Here is a 24,667-nt window from a genome sequence, read left to right as displayed (position 1 = left end):
TCTCCTTATTTCGCTACTGGCTGTTGATTGGCTGCAGCATCAATGACATCTACACCAACCGCCTGAGCAATTTTTTGATCAAATTCAGGACGGAAATATTTAATCGCACTCATGAGTGGTTCCATCGCACCTGGAGCATGGGCACAGAATGTTTTACCAATCCACAAGTCACGCGTCAGACCTTCTAGTTTTTCTACGTCGCCCAACTGCCCTTCACCATCATTAATAGCAGTCAGCAATTTGACGCCCCACGGCAAACCATCGCGGCATGGTGTACACCAACCACAAGATTCGCGTTGAAAGAAAATCTCAAGATTACGCAATAATGGCACCATGTCTTGTGCTTCATCGACGACCATAATAAGACCCGTACCCATACGGCTACCTGCTTCTTGAATCGAGTCAAAATCGACAACCACATCCAAATGATCTGCTGTCAAGAAATCTGTTGATGCGCCGCCTGGTAGCCAAGCTTTAAGCGTTTTGCCGTCTTTCATACCACCAGCCAACTCTTCAATAATCTCGCGAGCTGTATAACCAAAAGGCAGCTCCCACAGACCAGGATCATTGACCAAGCCTGAACAACCAAATAGTTTAGTGCCTGGTGTTTTACTGGTACCTTTAATGTTGGCCAATGACTGATACCAGTCAACCCCATGATTCAAAATGGCTGGCATATTGCATAAGGTCTCAACGTTGTTGACAACCGTTGGACGACCCCATGCGCCAGAGATTTGTGGAAATGGCGGTTTGGTACGCGGATTAGCGCGACGGCCTTCTAGACAATTAATCAGTGCCGTCTCTTCACCGCAGATATAGCGTCCAGCGCCTGTATGCACATGAAGATTAAAGCTAAAGTCAGAGCCTAAAATGTTATTGCCCATCAGGTTGTTAGCTAAGCATTCATTAATCGCGGCAACCAAACGCTCAGCGGCCACGATATACTCACCGCGGATAAAGATATAACCGTCGGTCGCACCGATTGCATGCGCTGTGATAAGCATGCCTTCAATCAATTGAAACGGTAGGCGTTCCATGAGCAAACGGTCTTTAAACGTGCCCGGCTCCATCTCATCAGCATTACAAATAAGATAGCGAGGCAAACCATCAGGAGGCGACATAAACATCCACTTCAAACCTGCGTTAAAACCAGCACCACCACGTCCGCGGACATTAGCAGCTTTAATCATGTTGCCAACGTCTTTAGGTGATTTAGATAGTGCTTCTTTTAAACCAGTAAAGCCTTTTAGAGATTCATAAGTAGCCAAATCAAGCACGGCATCATGATGTGCCAAACGCCAGGTTAAGGGTCTGGTTTCGCTAGTCGCGGTTGCTTTATCACCATAAATTGGAACGCGCTGTTCGTTAAGCTGACTGGGTGCTTTGCCTTGACCGCGACGAGCAATCTGCTCTGAAATCGTTAAACTCATGCGTATAGCTCCAATAATTGCGCGACCTCGGTGGGCTGAACAGGGCCATAAGTATCTTCATCAATCAAGACGGCAGGGCCTTTGTCACAATTACCCAGACAGCAAATCGGCAATAGCGTAAAACGACCATCAGTGGTCGTCTGTCCATACTCGATACCTAGCTGCGCTCTTATTTCAGCCGATAGCGCCTCATAGCCAGTCAGATAACAAGCGACTGAATCACAGATAAGAATCACGTGACGACCAACAGGCTGACGATAAATACGGTTAAAGAAAGTTGCGACTCCATCCATATCTGACATCGGAATATCTAGGATATTGGCAATGGCATTGACTTGCGCATCATCCACCCAGCCATTGCGCTTTTGTACTATTTTTAGCGCATCCAATGAGGCTGCACGCGCCTGCGGATAATGGTGCATAAATTCATGAATAGCAGCAATCTCCTCAGCGGTGAGGATACTTGCCACATCTACTTTTGGCATTTTGTCGGAAACAATTTTCATAATCTTCTATCTTTCCTCACTCATCATGCTCCATCTCTTAACCAAGACAGTGTTATGAATTCTGTCACTGTCTTGAAATATGACTGCATTTTGGTGTGCCATTCGGCGGCAATATATGGATTAACGTATCTTTTTGATAATGATAGACTTTATTTATTAACTACAATACTTAGCAAACTGTGTCAGATAACTACGATTTCAATGAAATATATTAGCGATCACAATCTGCCATCACGATATCAATCGATGCCAAATACATAATGGCATCAGATACCAGCGAGCCATTAATCACCGATGGCATCTGCTGCAAATGTGCAAATGTCGGCGTACGAATACGGGTACGGTAGCTCATGGTAGCCTTGTCTGATGTAATGTAATAGCTGTTCAGACCTTTGGTCGCCTCTACAATCGTTGCGCACTCGCCCGCTGGCATCACAGGACCCCACGATACCGAGATAAAGTGATTGATTAATGTTTCAATGTCGTTCAGTGTACGGTCTTTTGGTGGTGGCACAGCGAGTGGATGGTCGGCTTTATAAGGACCTTGTGGCATATTATCCATACATTGGCGAATGATGCGCAGTGACTGACGCATCTCCTCGACTTTTACCATACAGCGGTCATAAGCATCACCGTTATAGCCTACGGGTATTTCAAAGTCGTAATTCTCGTAGCCCATATATGGACGTGCTTTACGCAGATCAAAATCCAAACCCGTTGCACGCAAGCCAGCACCCGTCACGCCCCACGCCAATGCTTGTTTGGCATTGTATTGCGCCACGCCTTGGGTACGACCTTTTAATACACTGTTTTGTAGAGCGGCTTTGACATACTCATCCAAACGTTTTGGCATCCAGTCCAAAAACTCACGAACCAATCGCTGCCAGCCGCGTGGCAAGTCAGCTGCTGTACCGCCAATACGGAACCATGCTGGGTGCATACGATAGCCCGTCACAGCTTCGATGACGTCATACGCTTTTTGACGATCGGTAAACATATAGAATACTGGCGTCATACCGCCAGCATCCTGAATGAACGTACCGACATAGAGTAAGTTATTAGTGATGCGGAAAAACTCGCTCATCATCACACGTATGGTTTCAGCGCGAGGCGGAATCGTGATACCTGCTAGCTTTTCGACCGACATGATGTACGGTAGCTCATTCATCACGCCGCCGAGATAATCAATTCGATCGGTATAAGGAATAAATGAGTGCCAGGTTTGACGCTCAGCCATTTTCTCTGCACCGCGATGGTGATAGCCGATATCAGGAATACAATCAACCACTTCTTCGCCATCAAGCTGTAGTACCAAACGAAAAGCACCGTGAGCCGAGGGATGGTTAGGACCGATGTTCAAGAACATAAAGTCTTCATCACGACCTGAGCGTTTCATGCCCCATTCTTCTGGCACAAAACGTAGGTTCTCTTGCTCATATTGTTGCTTGGCAGTGTTCAGGAAGTATGGGGTAAATTCAGTCGCGCGCGCATGGTACTCTTTACGCAAAGGATGACCTTCCCAATATTTTGGCAATAAAATACGCGTCAAATGCGGATGACCTGTAAAGACGATACCAAACATGTCCCACACTTCGCGCTCGTACCAGTTGGCATTGGGCCAAATCTGGGTAGCACTAGGCACATTGAGATCTTCTTCACTCAATGCTACTTTGATGCGTACGTCACTATTGCGCTCAAGTGACATCAGGTGATAAAACACCGTAAAGTCACTGTCCGGCATGCCCCCGCGATGCTGGCGCAGGCGCTCATCTATCGCTGATAAATCAAACAGCATGACGTAAGGCTTAGGAAGCTTACGCAAGAATAAAAGCACATCGAGCAAATCAGCGCGAGCCACCCAAACCGTTGGAATCTCATCCACAGTGTGCTGTATCACAAACTTGCCAGCATACTTCTGCTCCAGCTCTGTGATAACGGCTGGGACAGGCTTAATCTTAGGATCTATGTTTTCGACTACCGTGACCATGAATGATATATTCCTTCATTAATCATAACTGAACTATGTTAATCATAACCGAACTATGATGAGCGTAAGCGTACTAGCCCTTCTAGTGATTGTTTATTATTGAGGCAATTTACTTGCTCAATACCAGATGACTAAATACTGTCTGGGCTGCGTAAGTTTTTGACCGCGATACGATCTGCTTGCTTACGGTCACGTTCAGGCGTCATTTGAGGCTGATAAATACCCTGCTCGTTGACATGAATACCCAACGGACGACGCTCTTTGGTGATGGACTCTTGTAGCAACATTAGACCTTGAATCAAGGCCTCTGGACGCGGTGGGCAGCCTGGCACATAAACATCCACTGGAATAATTTTATCAACGCCTTGCACGACAGAATAAATATCATACATACCGCCTGAGTTGGCACAAGCACCCATAGAAATCACCCATTTTGGCTCAAGCATTTGCTCATATAGACGCTGAATCACAGGCGCCATTTTTACAAAGCAAGTACCAGCCACAATCATGACGTCTGCCTGACGGGGCGAGGCACGAATAACTTCCGCCCCAAAGCGGGATAAATCGTGAACGGCCGTTAAGGTGGTGGCGTATTCGACATAACAGCAAGATGTACCAAAATTGAATGGCCATAATGAGTGCTTGCGCCCCCAATTTGCTGTCGAATGAACGAGGTCTTCTAGACGACCCATAAAGACGTTTTTATTGACTTCGTCTTCGATAGGATCATTGACCGTTTGACTGGTCTGTGCAGGATAGACATCTGCATCAGGGTTGGCTTTTGTTAATGTGTATTTCATAACATACAACCTTTTTATTAGGCCTAGCGTGACAAATATCTTGCCATCACCACTGCCTTAACTTCTTTTATGAATAAATGGTCATCAATACAAATGTAATATACGAACAGGATTTTTTGATCATACCCTCACCGTCCATCTGTCCAAGCTACTAGAAGCTTAGACAAAGACAGGCAAAAGTAGTTAGCGTCCAACGTGATCTTGGGGCACAGACGATACAAAATCCACGGAAGTAACATTACCTGTGGTATTAATATGATCGATATTTTGTAAGTGACGACGATTGGTCTCAATATTATTTGAGACATTAATCTGTCCAGAAGACTGTGCTGGTATCTTACCTGTAGGATCAACAACCAACTCATCAACGCCATCAAAGCCTGTGATATCTGCCAAATTGAAGCCAGCAGGCGCTGCATATAGACGTGCTTTTTTGCGACGCTTATCAGCAGGTGCCCAGTTCATCGCCCCCAAACTCAACTCGTATATCAAACCGATGATTAAGATGGTAATAAACACGGTGGCAGCGGCGAAGCCAAGCCAGCCTGCTTCTCGTACCGAAACGGCATAAGCATAAAGATAGAGGGCTTCTAGATCGAAGATAACAAAGAAAATCGCCACCAAATAGAATTTGGCAGACAAACGAATACGGGCGTTGCCAGCTCCGACAACACCCGCTTCAAATATCTCTTCTTTTTGTGAGCCCTGAGAACGTCCGCCAAGTAAGCGCGGAACGACCAGCATAAAGACAACTAACCCAATGGCGGCTAGAATAAAAGCAACTGCTGACCAATTAAAAGCAGACATGATAATACGTGCTCCTCACCCAATAGAGTGTTAAGCGCAGCGCAAGTACTGACCTATTCAAGGTCGTCTAGCGACACGCATAACGCAGACGAAAACACAAAGCGACTGTCATTGAGCTACTGTATTTAAGTAACTATTTTAGGTACTGTGCTGGTAATAACCAATTATCAGACTTATCAACGACGATGTCAGACGTGACCAACTAAACATATTCCGGTACGCACGCGGATAAATGGCTGGTCATCTAACGCATCTCATAACAACGTAAGATCAACGTATTAAATCAATATCATATCCGATAGTTTATTTAATTGATTTAATAGCTCATTACACGTGGTTAATAATGACGTGACAACTGGCATAAATTATTTACGTACTATACGCATTTTGGCGCTTAAAAGCTAGTTTTTAACTGTATTGAACGGTCACTTTATATGCAAAAAAACTGTATTTTTTTGCATATAAATTATGATATAGACGTTACCTTATATTAACTCCAAATCCATGCTTTTAACTCGTCGCTCATATCATCGCTTCATAAGACCTTGATCTATTGTCTAATCTCCTGATATCAGTACGCAACTGGTGCCCTAAAGTCATGGTTTTTGCTTTATAATAGCCCACCTAAATTCAATATCTTATGACTATAAAAATATTATTGAGCAAAAATTTCTGCTGCTTTTACTATAAGATTTTTTATTAATCCGTCATCCCAATGCCAACTTTAATGAGATGCGCGATATTTATCTTTACATTTTGAAACGATGCTCTCCGCTCTATCCTTTTTAGTCTTTGTCTTACAGGTCACGTTATGAGTCAACTGAATCCCAAACAACAAGAAGCCATGCTCTACGTCTCCGGTCCATTGCTGGTATTAGCAGGGGCAGGTTCCGGTAAGACGTCTGTTATTACGCGCAAGATTGCCTACCTTATCGAAGAATGCAACATGCCAGCTGAGCGCATCACGGCTGTGACTTTTACCAATAAAGCAGCACGTGAGATGAAAGCCCGTGTCAGCAAATTGTTGCCAAGCGAAAAGATGCGCGGCTTGACGGTCTCTACTTTTCACCAATTTGGTCTACAGTTCTTACGCTACGAGCTTATTCATACCCCGCTAAAGGGCAACTTCTCTATCATGGACAGCGATGACAGTAAGCGTTTGCTGATGGAGCTGATGATGCGCGACAACTTAAGTGGCGCTGAAAGTCGTGAGTTGGTTGGTAAAGCGATCAAGATGATTTCTGATTGGAAAAACGATTTGATTGAACCAGATAAGGCTATGGAGACGTTAGACGACCCAGAAGATATGATTTTTGCGACGCTCTATGCCTTATACGAGCGTAATCTGCGCGCTTATAATGCGGTCGATTTTGATGACTTGATTGTATTACCAACAAAAATCCTACGAGAAAACAGAGAGCTGCGAGACAAATGGCAAAACCGTATCCGCTATCTGCTGGTCGATGAGTATCAAGATACCAATACGGCTCAGTATGAAATGATTAAATACTTGGTTGGGCCACAAGGTCGGTTTACGGTTGTGGGTGATGATGATCAATCTATCTATGCATGGCGCGGTGCCAAACCTGAAAATATGGCGCTGCTAAAAGAGGACTTTCCTAAACTAAAAATCGTCATGCTTGAGCAGAACTATCGCTCAACCACGCGTATTTTGACCTCTGCGAATGCGGTCATTCTTAATAATGAGCATTTGTTTGAGAAAAAACTGTGGTCGGACAAAGGACAAGGCGAAAAAATCCGCATCATTAACTGCCGCAATGACGATGATGAATCTGAGCGCGTTGCCAAAGAAATTGTCACTCACAAACTGCGTTTTGGTAACGAATGGGAGCAATATGCGGTTTTGTATCGCAGTAATTTTCAGGCGCGTATGCTAGAGGCACAATTGCGCCAGTTGCAAGTGCCTTATAAATTATCGGGTGGTCAGTCGTTCTTTGCGCGTAGTGAAATCAAAGACATCATGGGTTACTTGCGTCTAATTTTGAATCCAGAAGATGACAGCGCATTTTTGCGTATTATCAATACTCCCAAGCGTGGTATGGGCCCAGCAACGCTAGAGAAACTTGGCTTGTTTTCGCAAGAGCATAGTATCTCGCTACTGGCTTCTTGTACCCATGCTGGTTTGGCACATGTGTTGCCATCAAAAGCGTATGGCACAATCAAAGAGTTTGGTGAGTTTATCGAGCACTATACGCGTGAGCTGGATCAACATCCTGACCCCGTCCCTATCGTCCGTCAAATGATCGATGAAACAGGTTATATTGATTTTGTCCGTAGCGATGCAAAAACGCCGCAGCAAGAAAAAAACCGTATTGATAATATCGATATGCTGTACACCAGTATTCAGTCATTGATCAATCGTGCAGAAGAAGATGAAGACCGAACGATTGACACCATCATTCGTAAGCTGGTCTTGCTGGATATGCTAGAGCAGCAACAAGAAGAAGAGAATACCAATAAAGTCAATCTGATGACGTTGCATGCGGCAAAAGGTTTGGAGTTTGATTACGTTTACATCATGGGACTTGAAGAAGAGATGCTGCCACACCGTAATTCTATCTTGAGCGAGACGATCGAAGAAGAGCGTCGTCTTATGTATGTCGGTATCACCCGTGCTCGCCGCGAGCTAACCCTGACTTTAGCCACTCAGCGCCGAGCCGGTGGTCAGATGCGTGTCACCTCAGAGTCTCGCTTCTTAGAAGAGCTGCCAGAAGATCATATCGACTGGCCTGCCAAAGCCAAAAAGAAACAAGCGACCAAAGATCCAGCAAAAGTAGCCGATGAATATTTGGCCAATATTCGAGCACTACTTGGCAAACGCTAGTCCAAGCTGTATCAAACGCGCACTATTTAATAGAAAAATCAGTAGCGAATTTTTTCAATACTGATTTTTATTTTTGTACTTATTTTCATTTTCTAAAAATATGGGAACCCTTATGTCTACCCCTATGCCTGATCAGGAACGCCCCTCGACGCTACAAGGAGATTACAATCCGGCAGAATACAGTGCCGAGTATAAGCTCCTCTACTTGCAGGGTTTGGTTGCTGACAAGGCCTACGATGCCATTACTGAGTTTTTAGAAAAGCAGTCAGAATATGAAATCGCAAGCTTATTAGAGTCTTTCCCTCCCCAGAACCGCCTGCTGATTTGGGCGCAAGTGCCTGAGCATCTTAAAGGTGAAGTACTGGCTGAGCTGGATTTTGATACGCGCCAGCCATTGATGGAAAACATCTCATCAAAAGAAATCTCCTTATTTACTCAAGACCTTGATGCACAAGACATCTCCGAGATTTTAGATACGGTCACTGAGAGCGTTCGTACCTCGGTCATGGCCACCTTAGACGAAGACATCCGTATACAGGTCAACAAGCTCGACACTTATGAAGACTGGGAAGTGGGTAGCTATATGGATCCTGACCTGATTCAGGTCAGAGAAGATGTGAGTTTGTTTGAAGTACAAAATTGGCTACGAGAAAACGATGAGTTGCTCGATGATGAAAGCCAAGAGCTGTTGGTGGTCGATCAAAGCCAACAGTTACTTGGACTGCTCAGTTTGGTCGATCTGATTAAACACGATCAAAACACTTTGGTTTCAGAGCTGATTGATCCTGCCATCACGATTAACGATCGCTTAGACATTCAAGATGCCGCCGCGATTTTTCGTTCAGAAGACATTCGTTTTGCCCCTGTCATTAACAGTCATGGTGAGCTGGTTGGTCAATTAAATGGCGAAGACATCATGGAGATTATCCAAGATGATGTCGATAGCACCATGAAAAATCTTGCTGGTGTTAGTCAAGACGAAGAGCTGTTTGCGCCGATTTTGACCAGCGCAAAAAGTCGTAGCATTTGGCTGGGTATTAACTTGGGGACGGCATTACTGGCCGCAGCAGTGATTGGTCAGTTTGAGGCCGTACTAGCAGAGGTGGTCGCGCTTGCCATTTTGATGCCTGTGGTTGCCAGCATGGGCGGTATCGCAGGCTCACAGACGCTTACTGTCGTGATTCGCGGTATGGCCATGGGTCAAATAGGTGGGTCTAACCGTTTATGGCTACTCAACAAAGAGCTGTGGGTTGGCGCGATAAACGGTATCATATGGGCGATAATTATGGCGTTTATTGCACAATTATGGTTTCATGATGCTAAAATTAGTGCGGTAATCGGTTTTGCTATTGCGATTAATATGACAGTTGCCAATGTCTCAGGCATCAGTATCCCGTTGTTATTAAAACGTATGAATATCGACCCTGCCCTATCCGCTTCCGTTATCTTGACGACGGTCACCGATATTATTGGCTTTATGTCATTTTTGGGCTTAGCCAGTGTACTGATACTTTAATAAAAATTTGAAACATCAAGATCCTTATTTTATTTATAAAACCATTAAATCGTTAAGAGAGTGCGTTATGCAAGCTGTCCAAGTTAAAGTGGTAAATCCAAAAGTCATCGAAGATGAGGCCTTTTCTCTACCCACTCGCGCCACTGATGGTAGTGCCGGTATTGATTTGCGTGCTTGCATTGATGAGCCTTTAACCATTAAGGCAGGTGCCACGCACTTAATAGGGACTGGTCTTGCTGTTTATATCCAAGATCCTAACTATGCAGGCATGATTTTACCGCGCTCAGGTTTGGGTCATAAACATGGTATCGTCTTAGGCAATCTGGTTGGGCTGATTGATGCCGATTATCAGGGCGAACTGATGGTCAGTATTTGGAATCGCAGTCAAGACGACTTTATTCTCAATCCAGCAGAACGTATGGCGCAGTATGTGGTCGTACCCGTTGCCCGTCCTGAGTTTGAGGTGGTCACAAAATTTAGTGACGTAAGCGCACGCGGTGCAGGTGGTTTCGGTCATTCTGGTCGTCAGTAGTTGTTAGTCGTTAATACTATTAGCCTAGCAATTTACCAGATTAAACAGTGATGACTCATCGTAAAGTGATAATATTCACGTCGGCTCAGTAGTATCACTGAGGTCTTTGCCATTATCGCTGGCAGACCTATTGGCTCACAATGATGATTTACAATAACCCGCTACCACAATACAGATTACGCCGATAAGGAGAGTAAGCAATGCCACCTTTTGCTGCGCAGCAATCCTTATTTCGTGCGTACGATATTCGCGGATCGTACAAGCTTTTTACGCCTAGATTCATAGAAGCGCTGGGCAAGGCTTTTGCTACTCTCTATACATCTAATTCCAACGACCAACAACAAGCGCACTCTAAACACCCTATTATCGTGATGGGCTATGATGTGCGCTGTGGTAGCGACCGTATTGCTCAAGGACTGTCGGACATCTTGACTCAACATGGCATACAAGTTATTCAGCTCGGATTGATCACCACCCCCATGATGGCTTTTTGGGCGCAGCAATATCAAGGTCATGGCATTGTTGTGACAGCCAGTCATTCCGCCAAAGATATTTTAGGTATTAAATGGCTAGTAGACTATAAATCTCCTGATAGCAGACAAATTCAATCTCTTTATCAGCAGCTCATTATCAACGAAACAAAAAGTCGCCTCCGTATTCAAACAGACCGTCCAGATCAACACGTACCGTTACAGACAATAGATTCAGCCATCAGCCAGAAATCCATCGATTTAACCAGTGAGCATGTTGCCACAGCTTACATGACCGCCATTACTCAAGTGTTTGCAAAGATTTATCCCTCTGATAAACAAACTGACAGCCATTTACCCCATAAGCTTGATTTGGTGGTTGTGATTGACTGTATGCATGGCGCAACCAGCACGATTGCGCAGCGCTTATTTGAAAGATTTTGCCGACAAGTCATCATGCTTAATGACACACCAGACGGCAGGTTCCCTACTGGCAATCCTGACCCAACTGAACCTTATCGTCTGCAACAGTTACAGCAGAACGTAATTGCCCACCACGCGGACTTAGGTATGGCGTTCGATGGCGATGGCGACCGCCTGATGATGGTCGATAATAACGGTAACGTTGTCAGCTCTGATCACATGCTCTATTTATTGGCACAGGTTGCACTGGCTGAACGCCCAAAATCGCTAATAGACTCACTATCCACACCGCAAATCTTATTTGATATCAAGTGCTCTCATCATCTACCGACCTTATTATCCAAGCTTGGCTCGACACCTGTACTCAGCAAAACAGGCAGTAGTTTTATGCGTCAACGCATGCAATCTGCTAATAGCCCCATTATTTTTGCAGGTGAGTTGTCCGGTCACTTTATATTTAACGACAGCCATTTTATTATTTATGATGACGCCATGTACGCCGCTTTACGTTTACTGCATTGGTTATCAGCCATTGATAGTAAACATGCTTTAACCAACATCACTCAATGCTTACCAGCCGTAGTCAGTACGGCGGATCATTATTTGCCAATGCCCAACACTGCTGACCAAGAGTGCCCTGTTGTAGAGCAGTTGGCGAGACTTTGTCATTATTTACGCAAGCTTGTGGCGACCACGACCGAGAGCGATTTTGGTCATTACCAGTTAGATACGTGTCCGTCGTCACTGTGTGAATGTTCAACAGACAAGCATCACGTAACGCTTGAACAAGCGCGGCATTTACTACCAGTAGGCACAAAGCTGAGCTGTATCGATGGCGTACGTTTAGATTTTGCACACGGTTTTGGTGTACTGCGCCAATCAAATACCAGTCATAATTTGACGGCACGCTTCGCTGGCAATACGTTGGCTGATTTGAAAGACATTCAGGCAAAATTTGCGGCACTGTGTCGCCCATTTGATCAAAATCTGGCAGAGCAGATTTCTGCCATGCCTGCCGAGTAGAGATACTTTGCACCGTATACAGTGGATTTGCTAGAAAATAAGCACATCTTTTTTATGTTGAACTGACTATATCGTCAATCCAATATAGAATTAACGATATAACAGCCAAGATAAAACAATAACGCTGACAATATCCCCCATTAAAACCCTTCTTGAGGAGCTTGTAATGACGCTTAATTTAGATGATGCCAAAAACACTGCAGAGGTGTTAACCACAGCACTACCTTATATTCAGCGCTTTGTTGATAAACTCATCGTGGTCAAATACGGTGGCAATGCCATGACTGACCCTGAACTTGAAAGCTCATTTGCCCGTGATATCGTCTTGCTAAAAACGGTTGGTATACATCCTGTCGTCGTGCATGGTGGTGGTCCACAAGTTGACAACTTATTAAAAGAGCTAGGACGTCAATCAGACCGTATCGATGGCATGCGTGTTACAGATAAGAGCACTATGGATATCGTTGAGATGGTGTTGGGCGGTAGTGTCAACAAGTCTATCGTCAGCTTAATCAACAAACATGGTGGTCGTGCCATTGGCTTAACTGGCAAAGATGCCAATTTGATCCAAGCCAAAAAACTGATGATGGAAAAGATGGGTGAAGACGGTATTGCCGTACCAATAGACTTGGGGTTTGTCGGTGACGTTGTGAGTGTCAATAAAGACGTGATCAATATGCTCATTGCCTCTGATTTTATTCCCGTTATCGCCCCGCTTGGCGTTGATAAAGAAGGCAATACTTATAACATCAACGCTGATTTGGTCGCAGGTAAAGTGGCTGAGTTTTTACAAGCAGAGAAGCTGATGCTCCTCACCAATATTAAAGGCGTACTCGGCCGTGATGGCGAAGTAGTGACTGGACTCACACCCAAAAAAGTCGATGCTTTAATCGAAGATGGTACGATTTCAGGTGGCATGATTCCTAAGATTCAATGTGCGCTTGATGCGGTACGTAGCGGCGTCAAAAGTGCAGTTATCGTTGATGGTCGCGTGCCACATGCTACCTTGCTTGAGATTTTCACCAATGAAGGTGTGGGTACGCTCATCAGTCGTGAGATAGAGGCCTCACAGAGTTAGGAGTTTTTGCAATAATTGATATGAAAAAGCCCAAGCTTGAATGTCCCGCTTGGGCCTTTTTTGTTTGCTAAAATGGACTTATCAAAAATCGCTCAATAAGCACAGAACTCAACAGCGCTATGGCTGCTGTTGCCATATACTTTCATATGATGATTGCCTTTACGCTGAATAAAATAAGAGTTTTCCTTATCATAGCGATCACCACTCAAGCGCCCATTGGGCCCTGTCACATAAGCGACATTGATTTGATCGTCGCCCACATTACGAATGATTAAGTTCTGATCTGGCATGAGCCACAAACGAAACACTTTCCCATCCCTGATATTGCCAGTAAAGCTACCGCAATAACTGTCTTTTGCAAAAGTTATCTTAGTGGATGAATCAGCTGCCTGCACACTAGTCACCATTAAAGGTGCGACTGCCAAAGCCGCTACTATTAACAATTTTTTCATCGTCTTATCCTCGTCATTGAACACACTTAACTACTGAACATAATTCTATTAAAAGTAGCATAAGTTATAATGAGCAAAAGGCATAGCCTATTTATGAAAATTTTATTAACGAAAACTGGTATCGAATACTGCTTCATCATAACCGCATAAAAGTATTGGCTCATTTTTATCCTCAAGCGAACCTTCTACTATGGGACGCTTAATCATACTGGTGTTTTCAACCAGTAGCTCAATGGCATTGTCTACGCTGGTGTCAGCCGCTTGCTTTTGATGGTCATCCAGTTTGCGCCACGTCGTACCGCGCTTATTAAATACTTTATCGATATCAATCTCATTGACCCAGCGCTGTACCACTTCTTTATCGATGCCTTGTTTTTTATAGTCATGAAACTCATAGCTGACGCCTAGTTCATCCAGTTTGTTAAATGCTTTTTTCATGGTGCTACAAGACTTTATACCGTAAATGGTGATGCTCATATTTACTCCAAATCAATACTATTATTTATAAGAATGCCTCTTCATTATACCTAAGACTGACCACAGGTAGACATAAGGTCTCTGCTATCGCATGTTTAGCTGTGAACCTGATAAGCAAATACATCATATCGTCGCAATTTTTGCCAAATTACGCTATGCTATGGCATTGTCAAATTCCACCTATTTTTATCAGTATTAACCAATTCCGAGCCGACTATGAGCAATGCCGTGACAGCAGACCAATCTAATACTAATAACAGCCCTATCAGCGCAAATGACACTTCTAATAACAGCACCCAGTATCAGCCACAACTGATCGAAGCCGCGCAGCAGGCTAAATGGGCAAATGATAAGCGCTATGAAGTGGGCAATGAGCCAAGCGATAAGCCAAGTCGTTACATGCTGTCGATGTTCCCGTACCCAAGCGGCAAGCTGCACATGGGCCACGTACGTAACTATACCATCTCTGATGTGTTAAGCCGTTATTACCGCCTCAAAGGCTATGAAGTCATGCAGCCAATGGGTTGGGATGGTTTTGGTTTGCCAGCAGAAAACGCGGCGATTGCCAATCAGACCCCGCCTGCGGCATGGACGTTTGCCAATATTGACAATATGCGCGCACAGCTAAAATTACTCGGCTTATCGATCGATTGGTCACGTGAATTTGCTACCTGTAGCCCTGAGTATTATCAGTGGGAGCAGTGGTTGTTTTTACAGTTGTACAAAAAAGGCTTGGTCTATAAAAAGCTTTCTACTGTTAACTGGGATCCGGTTGATAATACCGTGTTAGCAAACGAGCAAGTCATTGATGGTAAAGGCTGGCGTAGTGGTGCGCCAGTCGAAAAACGCGACATTCCTATGTATTATTTCAATATCACCGATTATGCTGATGAGCTGTTGGATGATTTGGATCAACTAGAGGGTCATTGGCCATCTGAAGTATTGACCATGCAGCGTAACTGGATTGGTCGTAGTTCAGGTATGGAAGTACACTTCCCTTATGAGCTTGCTGGCCAAGAAAACACATTAGACGTCTTCACCACTCGTCCTGATACCTTGATGGGTGTGACTTATGTTGCCGTCGCAGCAGAGCATCCGCTTGCACAGTACGCTTCTGAACAAGATGACACAATCGCGCAGTTTTGTGCCTTATGCAAAAAAGGCTCAGTAGCTGAAGCGGATCTTGCCAAAGCCGAGAAAATCGGTATGGATACAGGTCTTACGGTCACGCATCCTTTGACTGGTGAAGAAGTGCCAGTTTGGGTGGCCAACTATGTATTGATGAGTTATGGCTCAGGCGCGGTTATGGCGGTACCTGCTCATGACGAACGTGATTATGAGTTTGCAACCAAATACAACTTACCTATTAAACAAGTGATCGATATTCCAAACGGTTATTTTGATGGGATAGAAGCTGATGCTAAGGCCAATGCTACTGTGGCCAATCTTGCTTATACTGAACGTAATACCTTGGTTAACTCAGGTGAATTCGACGGGTTAGATTTTGAGCAGGCGTTCGACGCAATGCTAGCCAAACTTGAACCACAAGAATTGGCTAAGAAAAAAATCCAATATCGTCTGCGTGATTGGGGCGTATCGCGCCAGCGTTATTGGGGCTGCCCTATCCCAATGGTCAACTGTGAGCATTGTGGTACAGTTCCTGTCGAAGAGCAAGATTTGCCAGTTGTATTGCCAACGGATGTCGTTCCTGATGGCCGTGGTAACCCGCTCAAAAATATCCCAGAGTTTGTAAACACGACTTGCCCAAAATGTGGCAACCCTGCTGAGCGCGAAACCGATACCTTTGATACCTTTGTCGAGTCAAGCTGGTACTATGCCCGCTTTGCCAGTCCGAACGACGCGCAAAACATGGTCAACAAATCTGCCGCCAACAAATGGCTGCCTGTCGATCAATATATCGGCGGCGTAGAACATGCCGTCATGCACCTACTTTATGCGCGTTTCTTCCATAAGCTTATGCGTGATGAAAACTTGGTATCAGGCAATGAGCCGTTTGCCAACTTGATGACTCAAGGTATGGTGCTCGCTGGTACGTTCTATCGTGTCAATGCAGATGGTAGTACGACGTACTATTTTGCAGAAGACATCGACATTGAATTCGATGAGCGCGGACAACCCATCAAGGCGTTGTTAAAAGCAGATGGACAGCCTGTGACGATTGGCAAAATTGAGAAAATGTCTAAGTCAAAAAACAACGGTGTTGATCCACAGCTTACCATTGATAAATATGGCGCTGACACAGTACGCTTGTACACGTTATTTACCGCACCTGCTGACCAAACGCTTGAATGGTCAGATGACGCGTTAAAAGGCCCTTACAACTTCGTGAAAAAAGTGTGGCGCATTGCAACTGAACACATGCAAGCACTTGCTGATGCAAACTTAAGCCTCGATTCGCTAAACAATGATGCCTTGAATACAGACGATTTGAGCAAAGAAGCCAAAAACTTGCGCCGTAAAACACATGAGACCATTGCCAAGATTGATAATGATTTGGGCGATCGTCTGGCATTGAACACGCCAGTGTCTAGCTTGATGGAGCTTTCTAATGAGCTTGCAAGCTTCAAGGCCAGTAGTGAGCAAGACTTGCGAGTACAACACGAAGCCTTGGTTGATTTGCTAACCATGTTATCTGTCTATGCGCCGCACGTGGGCGAGCATTTACTTGAAGCGCTTGGTCTTGAGAGTAGCGCCCTAACTTACCCAGCCGTTGATGAGAGTGCGCTCGTACAAGATACAATTACGATGGTGGTACAGGTCAATGGTAAGATGCGCGGTAAGATGGATGTGGCACCGAACAGCGATCCTGAGCAACTAAAAGTACAAGCACGTACGATGGAAAGTGTGGCAAAATTCATTACGGGCGACATCAAAAAAGAAATCGTCGTTCCTAATAAATTGGTAAATATCGTGGTTGCAGGCTAAGTACTCTAATTGAGAAGTACTTTGATTAATAAGTACTTTAAAATAAGTGCCTCGAGCCGAGTGTTGTAGGCTTAGCTCTCTAAGCCTTCTTATAATTTAAGGATAGCGATTATGTGGTATAAGCAGAGAGCTGGGCAGTCACCTCATATCAAATTGAGCAAACCCGCCAATCTTGCCAAATCATCAAGCAGACAGAAACTAGCAGCCGCTCTATTTGCCGCCTTGCCTATATTTACTGTCGTTGGTGCAACCGCAGGGCTTAGTGGCTGCGGTTTTCAGCTTCGTGGGTATGATTCTCCGATGTTGTTTGATGCAGCCAAAACAGCAGTGATTATTGAGGATAACAGAATCTCGTTTCCTCTCAAATTACCTTTAACAAGCCGTCTAGAAACATTAGGTGTCGATGTTATCGATAACATGACTGTCTCTGATGTGGCGGCGAATAATAAGAACATCAGTGCTGATCCAATTGCTGCCATCAATATCAGTAACGTCCGTTTTAAACGTTATGAGCTGGTGGGTGTTTTGACAGAAATACGCTTGGTATTGTCAGCCAATGTGACTTACCAAACGACTGAAAATGGCAAACCCGTCACCTTAACCAACCCGATTCAAGTCGAACGTAGCTATCAGTATAATGAAGCCTCGGTCAGTACAGACGATCTACAGGGTGATCAGATTCGTGATTGGCTCTATGACAGTTTAGCGCGCCGCATCACGGATCAGTATGTCGCTATCTCCTTACCCAAAGTGACTTCGAACGGTGCTAGCAAACCGATACCCGTTAGTGATAACGTAGGTTCGACAACTGTTGTAATACCTGATCCTTAACGTTTCACGTTTATTTTTATCAACCTGCGTCTCTCTAATCTATGCAAGATACCTTTATACAAGCCTATCCAAGACTACTACAATCTTCTGTTGTGGTAGCAGGCTTGTGGCTGGCTCATGGAGATGAGCCGCTGTTGAGTCAATGGCTTATTGATGCATTACGTCCACACTGGCGAGCGCAAAACTACGCCGTCAAACGTATCGAGCTGATATCAGTCAAGAGTTGGCAAGAGGTATTGTCAGAGCTTGGCAGTCAATCCTTATTTGATGATGCCAGCGCATTGATTGTGACTGGTAATCATAAACCAGACAAGGCAGTGATTGAGGCGTTAGAGCGTTTTGCCCAAGAAGCGCAAACAGGCGCACATACTCATAGCGTGTTATGGCTAACGCCAAAGCAAGACAAACGCAGTCAAAGCAGCAAGTGGTTTGCGCCATTTGCTCAATATGGTCACGTGATTGACTGTAATTTATACAACGAGCAGCAACGACAACAGTTATTACAAATACAAGCCCAGCAATTTGGATTACGCTTGTCACAAGAAGCGTGGCAGCTACTTATGTCCCATACTGAGCATCATCTGTTGAGCGCTTATCAAACCTTATGGCGACTGTCCTATTTATTTGCGCCGCAACTTGTCAGTCAAAATAAAGATGCTTTGCAAACAAGTCGTACATTGAACCAGCCTGATAATAGTGTGGCGCTGGACATTAATGACTTGCAAGCAGCCTTGGTCAGTGATGCCCAATTTAGCGTGTTTGATTTATCAGACGCCATGCTGATGGGCAACAGCGCCCAAGTGGCAAAGATTATGTTTCAGCTTAGAGCCACAGATGAGCCAACGACCTTGGTATTATGGGCAATCAGTAAAGACATGCGTCAAATCATACAATTGATGGATGGACAAGACCCGCAAGCGCTTGGCATTTGGCGTAGCAAACAAGGATTGTATCAACAAGCTTGTCGCAGGCAGTCAAAAGTACAAACTGCCGAGTGGCCCGCCCTACTTTATCGTTGTGACCAAGCCATCAAAGGGCTTATTCGCCAGCCTGCATGGGAATTATTATTACAAGCAGCACTTGAGCTGGCTGGAAAGCGTTTGTTTATAAAACGATAACTGCCATTTTACTCTTCTCGCTATCTTTGAGTTTTTACTGACTCTCTTGCACAACCACTCTCCTAGTAACCCACCTATACTAATATTATTTTCTTAATGCTTACGGTAATTGGCTTATTAAAACCTAGTGCGACGCCTGTTTTGCTGCTGCATCCTTACCTTGTCTCACGCTACCTTAACCTTTCTTAAACTAATTCCCATTCCCTTTTGCTGATGAAGCCTCTACTATAGCTACATTTGATTTAATTGTGATTGGACTGTTGTTATGCGCAAAATGAGCAAAAAATCTGCTATTAAATGGGGGGTTATCGCCTTAGTTGTCATAGCACTCGCGGCCTTGGCTTATCATTTCTTAAAACCAAAAGAAACCACGCCTAATTATTTAACAGCGACGGCTGAGATTGGTGACATTGAAAACAATGTCATGGCGTCTGGTAAAGTCAAAGCCCTGAACACGGTTGATGTTGGTGCTCAGGTTTCAGGTGAAGTAAAACGCCTTTATGTTGACGTTGGTGATGAGGTACAGCAAGGCGATTTGATTGCCCAAATCGATCAAGTCACGCAAAAGAACAATCTAAGTAACGAGCAAGCCAGTCTTGAACAAAGTGTGGCCGCGATACAAAGCGCCAAAGCCGAATCTTTGAGCAGACAAGCCAGCCTAAAAAGTGCTTATGCCGATCTTGCCAGCCGTCAGTCTGAGCTCAAGCAAGCGCAGTCAGATTTTACCCGTTTAAAATCGTTGGTCGCCATTAACGCGATTTCTCAGCAAGAGTATGACACTCAAGCAACCAGCGTAGAGACAGCCAAGGCTGCGGTAGCCAATGCCCTTGCTGCCATCGACACTGCCAAAGCTGCGATTGCAACGACTGAGGCCAATATCAACAGCCAAGAAGCGGCATTGCGCAAATCACAGACCAACGTTAATACGGCTGAAGAAGATCTTAGCTATACCACAATCCGTGCGCCTATGTCAGGAACCGTCGTATCGATTACCACAGAGCAAGGCACGACCGTCAACGCCAACCAAACTGCACCGACTATCGTGACATTGGCCGATTTGTCCACAGTGCGAATCAATGCTCAAATATCAGAAGCTGACGTCATCAACGTCAATGCTGGTATGCCTGTTTATTTTAATATCATTGGTAATCCGGATCAAAAATTCGACTCTGTCCTAAAGGCTGTCGAACCTGCTCCTGAAGTCATCAGTGACACCAGTTCAACCGACTCTGCTATTTATTATGTTGGTTATATCGAAGTGCCAAATACTGAACGACGTTTTCGTATTGATATGACAGCACAGGTTTATATTGTCATCGATCAAGCAAAAGACGCTCTTCTTATACCAGCAGCTGCCCTACAACCTGTCAGTAAAGCCACTAAATCTCGTGACGCTAATACAGATCCAAATGCAAAAACGGCGATGGTACGCGTGCTCAAAGCCGATGGTCAAGTAGTCGAGCAAACCGTAACAACAGGTATTAATAACCGCGTTAGCGTACAGATTTTAAGCGGCTTAAATCAAGGTGATGAAGTGATATTGGGCGAAGAAGGACAAAAAAAGGAACAAGGCGGTAGAGGCATGAGAGGGTTTTAATACTTAGACAAGCATTTGGTACCAATCTTCATCGCCAAGCATTTTATTGCTTTCGATAAGAGCAATTATATAAGCAGCATTGATATAGGCAGCATCGCAAATGAATACCAAAGAGTCCAGCCCTACTACCGCAGCAGATACCCCATTGATGGAGGTCAAAGGATTAATCAGAGAGTTCAAAGCTGGTGAACAAACCATTCGTGTGCTCCATGATATCGATCTGACCATCAATCAAGGTGAAATGGTTGCTATCATCGGTCAGTCGGGTTCAGGTAAGTCAACCCTGATGAATATCCTAGGCTGCTTAGATCAAGCGACTGCTGGTGAATATAAAATTTATGGTCAATCAGTCAGTCGCTTAGACGCTGATGAGTTGGCTAAGCTACGCCGTGAGCATTTTGGTTTTATTTTTCAGCGTTATCATTTACTTGGCGATATCAGTGCTCGAGACAACGTCTCTGTCCCTGCGGTATATGCTGGCATGGATGGACAAGCCCGTAGCGAGCGCGCTGAAAAATTATTAGCAGACTTGGGTTTGGGCGCAAAAGTGAATAACCGCCCCAACCAGCTCTCAGGTGGGCAGCAGCAACGTGTGTCGATCGCACGGGCGCTCATGAATGGCGGCGATATCATCTTAGCTGATGAGCCTACAGGCGCGCTTGACAGCAAGTCTGGCGAAGATGTGATGAAAATCTTATATGACCTAAACGCTCAAGGTCATACCATCATCATGGTGACTCATGACCCAGGCCTCGCTGCACAAGCTGAGCGTGTGATTGAGCTAAAAGATGGTTACGTGATTGCGGACTATAAAAACGATCACTATAAATCAACGACCACTCAACCCGCGCCTATATTAGACAACAACCGTAAGAGCGTTTTTAGCAGCTTTATCGATCGGCTGCTCGAAGCATTCAAAATGTCGCTGTTGGCCATGCGTGCCCATAAAATGCGTACCTTGCTCACCATGCTAGGTATTATTATTGGTATTGCTTCAGTGGTCTCTGTCGTAGGCTTAGGTAAAGGCTCACAAGAACAAATCCTGACCAATATCAGCTCGCTTGGTACCAATACGATCACTGTCCGTGATGGGTATCCTTATGGTGACCCAAGGCGACAATACAACGATGAGAATTTGACCCCGCAAGATGCTCAGGCCGTCGAAGATCAGCCTTACGTCATTAGTGTCAGCCCTCAGCTTGACGCCAATATGAACGTACGCTATCGCAACATACAGGAAGCTGCCAGCATTAGCGGTGTTGGACAAGATTATCTGAGCGTCAGTGGTGAGACATTGGCGCAAGGTCAGGGTTTTGATCACCAAAGCATTCTACGTCGCACGCAAGACATCATTATTGACAATAATGCCAAAAATACTTTTTTCCCCAATGATGCGGATCCTATTGGTGAAGTGGTATTGATTGGTAGCGTACCAGGACGAGTGATTGGTGTGCTTGAACCCAACAACAGCGGGTTCGGCGGCGAGGTCGACACACCGACATTATATATGCCTTATACCACCATGATGTCACGTATCAAAGGTAGCGATAATATTGAAAGTTTCGTCGCACTCATCGATGACAAGATATCTTCTTCGGCCGCTGAGTCTGCCATTTATCAGTTGATGGAAAGTCGCCACGGTACGGATGATTTTCGCATACGCAATTCAGACTCTATTCGCCAAACCATTGAGTCTACCACGACAGCCATGACGCTTTTAATATCCTCCATTGCCATTATCTCATTAGTGGTCGGCGGTATCGGCGTCATGAATATCATGCTGGTATCAGTGACCGAGCGTACCAATGAGATTGGTGTACGTATGGCCGTTGGCGCACGCCAAAGCGATATCATGCAGCAATTTTTGATCGAAGCCGTTTTGGTCTGTGTCTTAGGAGGACTGATTGGTATTGGAATGGCCTTTGCTATTGGCGAATTGATCAACCGTGTGGGTGGCGATAGTTTCAAAGTGATTTATTCAATGACCTCCATTATTGCGGCTTTTGTTTGCTCAACGCTCATTGGCGTGGTTTTTGGCTTCTTACCAGCACGTAATGCGGCAAAATTAGATCCTGTTGAAGCATTATCTAGAGATTAATGGTTAATCAAGAGCGTACTTTTTCTCAAAATGGCAATCAGAACAGGCATTTTTATAAGTATTCCAGAAAAATAGCCCTTTTTACGCAAGAATTGGACTTTTTTTACGATGTGGGGTTGTAATTGTCAGAATTATATATATAATGTGCTCTCACGTTTAGGGATACAAATTCTCAAAACGGTGAAAGAAACTTAATGCCTCTTTTATTATTGACAGCTCAATACATAAAGAATTAAGTTTTGAGACATTTTTTAGATGTCTTGTTTTAATAAATTTGCCTCTAAGGAAATTTATCTTGCGAAGCTAAATTTTTAATGCTTCTCAGGGCCGATAGCTCAGTTGGTAGAGCAGTTGACTTTTAATCAATTGGTCCCGCGTTCGAGTCGCGGTCGGCCCACCATATTTAGTTTGATACTTATTAATTGTTCTGCCCTATCCGGTAGTTGATTAACGAGTTTAAGTTTAAAAGATATCGCTAAGATATCCAGTTTTAATAAATTTGCCTCTAAGGAAATTTATCTTGCGAAGCTAAAATTGTTATACAGTTTTTAATGCTTCTCAGGGCCGATAGCTCAGTTGGTAGAGCAGTTGACTTTTAATCAATTGGTCCCGCGTTCGAGTCGCGGTCGGCCCACCATATTTAGAGAGCCCTATGACTATATCGTCATGGGGCTTTTTTTTGACTTCATTTTTTATTACCTACGATTTTGTTTAAAAACATGACGGTTTCTACCTTTTCGCCACAGTAGCTTGTGCTTGATCGTGTCTTTGATCGTACGAGGATGTTTGGGCGCGCCAGCAATAAGCTTATCAAAAGTATCCTCATCTATCGCCATCTCACACCCATGTGCCATCATCACCATGGAAGGTTTTAAATCTCTGACTCTGGTCAATGACTGAATATAGACTTTAGGATCATAAATAGGAAACGGTGCCACAAATTTGTGCCGCAGCTTGATGATCAAATCAGCGGTATATATTTGTCGACTTGGCACATGAAACAAGGACAAATCTCTATCGGTGTGCCCTGGCGTCTCTAATACTTGCCACTCCTCAAACCTTGGTACGCAATCTTCATCTGTCACAGTGATGTCTGGTTTTAGGCTTGCTGGGTAATATAAGTTTTTAAATGAGCGCCCTTGACGCTTAGCCACATAATACGCAAGATTTATATCTATAAAGTGCATGGCACATCCACCAATGCCGCCATACCACTGATGCTTTTTGTTAGAGGAAACAATTAGGCAACCCGTTTTTTCTCGGTACTTATTTGCCCCACCAGCATGATCAGGATGCATGTGTGTGACGACGACGACTTTTAAATCCGTGATCGGTCGTTTCAATGTCAATTTAATATAATCGAGAACCATTGGCACATCAGCACGGCAGCCACCGTCCAGCAGCATTATCTTGTCTGGATATATCGCAAGGTAGGTACTTTGAATATATCCTTCTAAACGTACAATCTTGCATAAACTCATTGCTATTCCTCACCTCCTTTGTAATTATAATTATGAGGTTTTATTCAGTTTTATAGACGATCTTTAGTATAACGTCCGTCAACTCAAAAGAAACGACTTTGAGTGAACGCTTGTGACTATAGATATCCATCAGTAAAAGAGACGACCGTAAATGAAAACTAAACCTTCCATCTAATAACGGATTGATCTCTGCTCGTATAAAAGCAAAAACCCAGCACATAGGCTGGGTTTTTATATCAAAAGTATGTTT

Annotated in this window: 18 protein-coding genes and 2 tRNA genes; 12 read left to right on the top strand and 8 right to left on the bottom strand. The window is 44.4% G+C overall.

The genetic code is table 11. The annotated features are described in order from the left end of the window. Window positions 1-5 precede the first annotated feature (5 nt). The 5 genes from nuoF to ndhC form a co-directional block, all read right to left on the bottom strand. Window positions 6-1,430: an NADH-quinone oxidoreductase subunit NuoF gene (nuoF, locus tag A3K91_RS03475; protein WP_062844011.1), complete on the bottom strand. Its 1,425-nt coding sequence runs from the start codon at window positions 1,428-1,430 to the stop codon at window positions 6-8. After that, window positions 1,427-1,936 carry an NADH-quinone oxidoreductase subunit NuoE gene (gene nuoE, locus A3K91_RS03470; RefSeq protein ID WP_062844010.1) on the bottom strand — a complete coding sequence of 170 codons (510 nt, stop codon included), beginning with the start codon at window positions 1,934-1,936 and terminating at the stop codon, window positions 1,427-1,429. The genes nuoF and nuoE overlap by 4 nt, the downstream gene beginning before the upstream one ends. Before the next feature lie 211 nt (window positions 1,937-2,147). Then, window positions 2,148-3,923 carry an NADH-quinone oxidoreductase subunit C/D gene (gene nuoC / locus A3K91_RS03465; protein ID WP_062844009.1) on the bottom strand — a complete coding sequence of 592 codons (1,776 nt, stop codon included), beginning with the start codon at window positions 3,921-3,923 and terminating at the stop codon, window positions 2,148-2,150. 131 nt (window positions 3,924-4,054) lie between these two features. Then, on the bottom strand, window positions 4,055-4,723 hold the full coding sequence (locus A3K91_RS03460; RefSeq protein WP_062844008.1) for a NuoB/complex I 20 kDa subunit family protein: 669 nt from the start codon (window positions 4,721-4,723) through the stop codon (window positions 4,055-4,057). Between the two features lie 183 nt (window positions 4,724-4,906). Beyond that, window positions 4,907-5,530: an NADH-quinone oxidoreductase subunit A gene (gene ndhC / locus A3K91_RS03455; protein WP_062844007.1), complete on the bottom strand. Its 624-nt coding sequence runs from the start codon at window positions 5,528-5,530 to the stop codon at window positions 4,907-4,909. An 811-nt stretch (window positions 5,531-6,341) separates the two neighbouring features. On the opposite strand from ndhC, the gene A3K91_RS03450 reads away from it, so the two are divergent. From A3K91_RS03450 to argB, 5 genes are all read left to right on the top strand, one after another. After that, window positions 6,342-8,375, top strand: a complete 2,034-nt coding sequence (locus tag A3K91_RS03450; RefSeq protein WP_062844006.1) for a UvrD-helicase domain-containing protein — start codon at window positions 6,342-6,344, stop codon at window positions 8,373-8,375. Between the two features lie 112 nt (window positions 8,376-8,487). Next, on the top strand, window positions 8,488-9,891 hold the full coding sequence (gene mgtE, locus A3K91_RS03445; protein WP_084387244.1) for a magnesium transporter: 1,404 nt from the start codon (window positions 8,488-8,490) through the stop codon (window positions 9,889-9,891). A 67-nt stretch (window positions 9,892-9,958) separates the two neighbouring features. Continuing rightward, complete coding sequence (gene dut / locus A3K91_RS03440) at window positions 9,959-10,423, top strand: dUTP diphosphatase (RefSeq protein ID WP_062844005.1); 465 nt, start codon at window positions 9,959-9,961, stop codon at window positions 10,421-10,423. 200 nt (window positions 10,424-10,623) lie between these two features. Further along, window positions 10,624-12,339 carry a phosphohexomutase domain-containing protein gene (locus tag A3K91_RS03435; RefSeq protein ID WP_062844004.1) on the top strand — a complete coding sequence of 572 codons (1,716 nt, stop codon included), beginning with the start codon at window positions 10,624-10,626 and terminating at the stop codon, window positions 12,337-12,339. A 166-nt stretch (window positions 12,340-12,505) separates the two neighbouring features. Then, window positions 12,506-13,417 carry an acetylglutamate kinase gene (gene argB / locus A3K91_RS03430; protein ID WP_062844003.1) on the top strand — a complete coding sequence of 304 codons (912 nt, stop codon included), beginning with the start codon at window positions 12,506-12,508 and terminating at the stop codon, window positions 13,415-13,417. A gap of 92 nt (window positions 13,418-13,509) precedes the next feature. On the opposite strand, the gene A3K91_RS03425 is transcribed toward argB, so the two are convergent. Further along, window positions 13,510-13,869, bottom strand: coding sequence for a hypothetical protein (locus A3K91_RS03425; protein ID WP_062844002.1), 360 nt, complete (start codon window positions 13,867-13,869; stop codon window positions 13,510-13,512). A gap of 105 nt (window positions 13,870-13,974) precedes the next feature. Further along, entirely contained in the window at window positions 13,975-14,346 is a 372-nt protein-coding gene (locus A3K91_RS03420) for a Spx/MgsR family RNA polymerase-binding regulatory protein (protein ID WP_062844001.1), read from the bottom strand. A 216-nt stretch (window positions 14,347-14,562) separates the two neighbouring features. Between A3K91_RS03420 and leuS the strand changes: the two genes are divergently transcribed. The 7 genes from leuS (at window position 14,563) to A3K91_RS03385 (ending at window position 23,573) form a co-directional block, all read left to right on the top strand. Next, the gene (leuS, locus tag A3K91_RS03415) at window positions 14,563-17,292 is read left to right on the top strand and encodes a leucine--tRNA ligase (RefSeq protein ID WP_062844000.1); all 2,730 of its coding nucleotides are present in this window, start codon (window positions 14,563-14,565) and stop codon (window positions 17,290-17,292) included. Window positions 17,293-17,403: 111 nt separating this feature from the next. Beyond that, the gene (locus tag A3K91_RS03410) at window positions 17,404-18,123 is read left to right on the top strand and encodes an LPS-assembly lipoprotein LptE (protein ID WP_084387243.1); all 720 of its coding nucleotides are present in this window, start codon (window positions 17,404-17,406) and stop codon (window positions 18,121-18,123) included. Between the two features lie 41 nt (window positions 18,124-18,164). Then, window positions 18,165-19,241 carry a DNA polymerase III subunit delta gene (holA, locus tag A3K91_RS03405; protein WP_062843999.1) on the top strand — a complete coding sequence of 359 codons (1,077 nt, stop codon included), beginning with the start codon at window positions 18,165-18,167 and terminating at the stop codon, window positions 19,239-19,241. 265 nt (window positions 19,242-19,506) lie between these two features. Beyond that, window positions 19,507-20,838 (top strand): permuted SH3 domain-containing protein, encoded by a 1,332-nt coding sequence (locus A3K91_RS03400; RefSeq protein WP_062843998.1) that lies wholly within the window; start codon window positions 19,507-19,509, stop codon window positions 20,836-20,838. Window positions 20,839-20,938: 100 nt separating this feature from the next. Further along, entirely contained in the window at window positions 20,939-22,936 is a 1,998-nt protein-coding gene (locus A3K91_RS03395; RefSeq protein ID WP_062843997.1) for a MacB family efflux pump subunit, read from the top strand. 324 nt (window positions 22,937-23,260) lie between these two features. Beyond that, a tRNA-Lys gene (locus A3K91_RS03390) sits at window positions 23,261-23,336 on the top strand. Between the two features lie 161 nt (window positions 23,337-23,497). Then, a tRNA-Lys gene (locus tag A3K91_RS03385) sits at window positions 23,498-23,573 on the top strand. A gap of 58 nt (window positions 23,574-23,631) precedes the next feature. Here A3K91_RS03385 and A3K91_RS03380 read toward each other — a convergent pair. Beyond that, window positions 23,632-24,417: an MBL fold metallo-hydrolase gene (locus tag A3K91_RS03380; RefSeq protein WP_062843996.1), complete on the bottom strand. Its 786-nt coding sequence runs from the start codon at window positions 24,415-24,417 to the stop codon at window positions 23,632-23,634. Between the last annotated feature and the right edge of the window lie 250 nt (window positions 24,418-24,667).

This window comes from Psychrobacter alimentarius (genome assembly GCF_001606025.1).
GTDB lineage: Bacteria > Pseudomonadota > Gammaproteobacteria > Pseudomonadales > Moraxellaceae > Psychrobacter > Psychrobacter alimentarius.
Note: the sequence above shows the minus strand (reverse complement) of the source record. Positions and strands in the feature narration are given on the sequence as shown.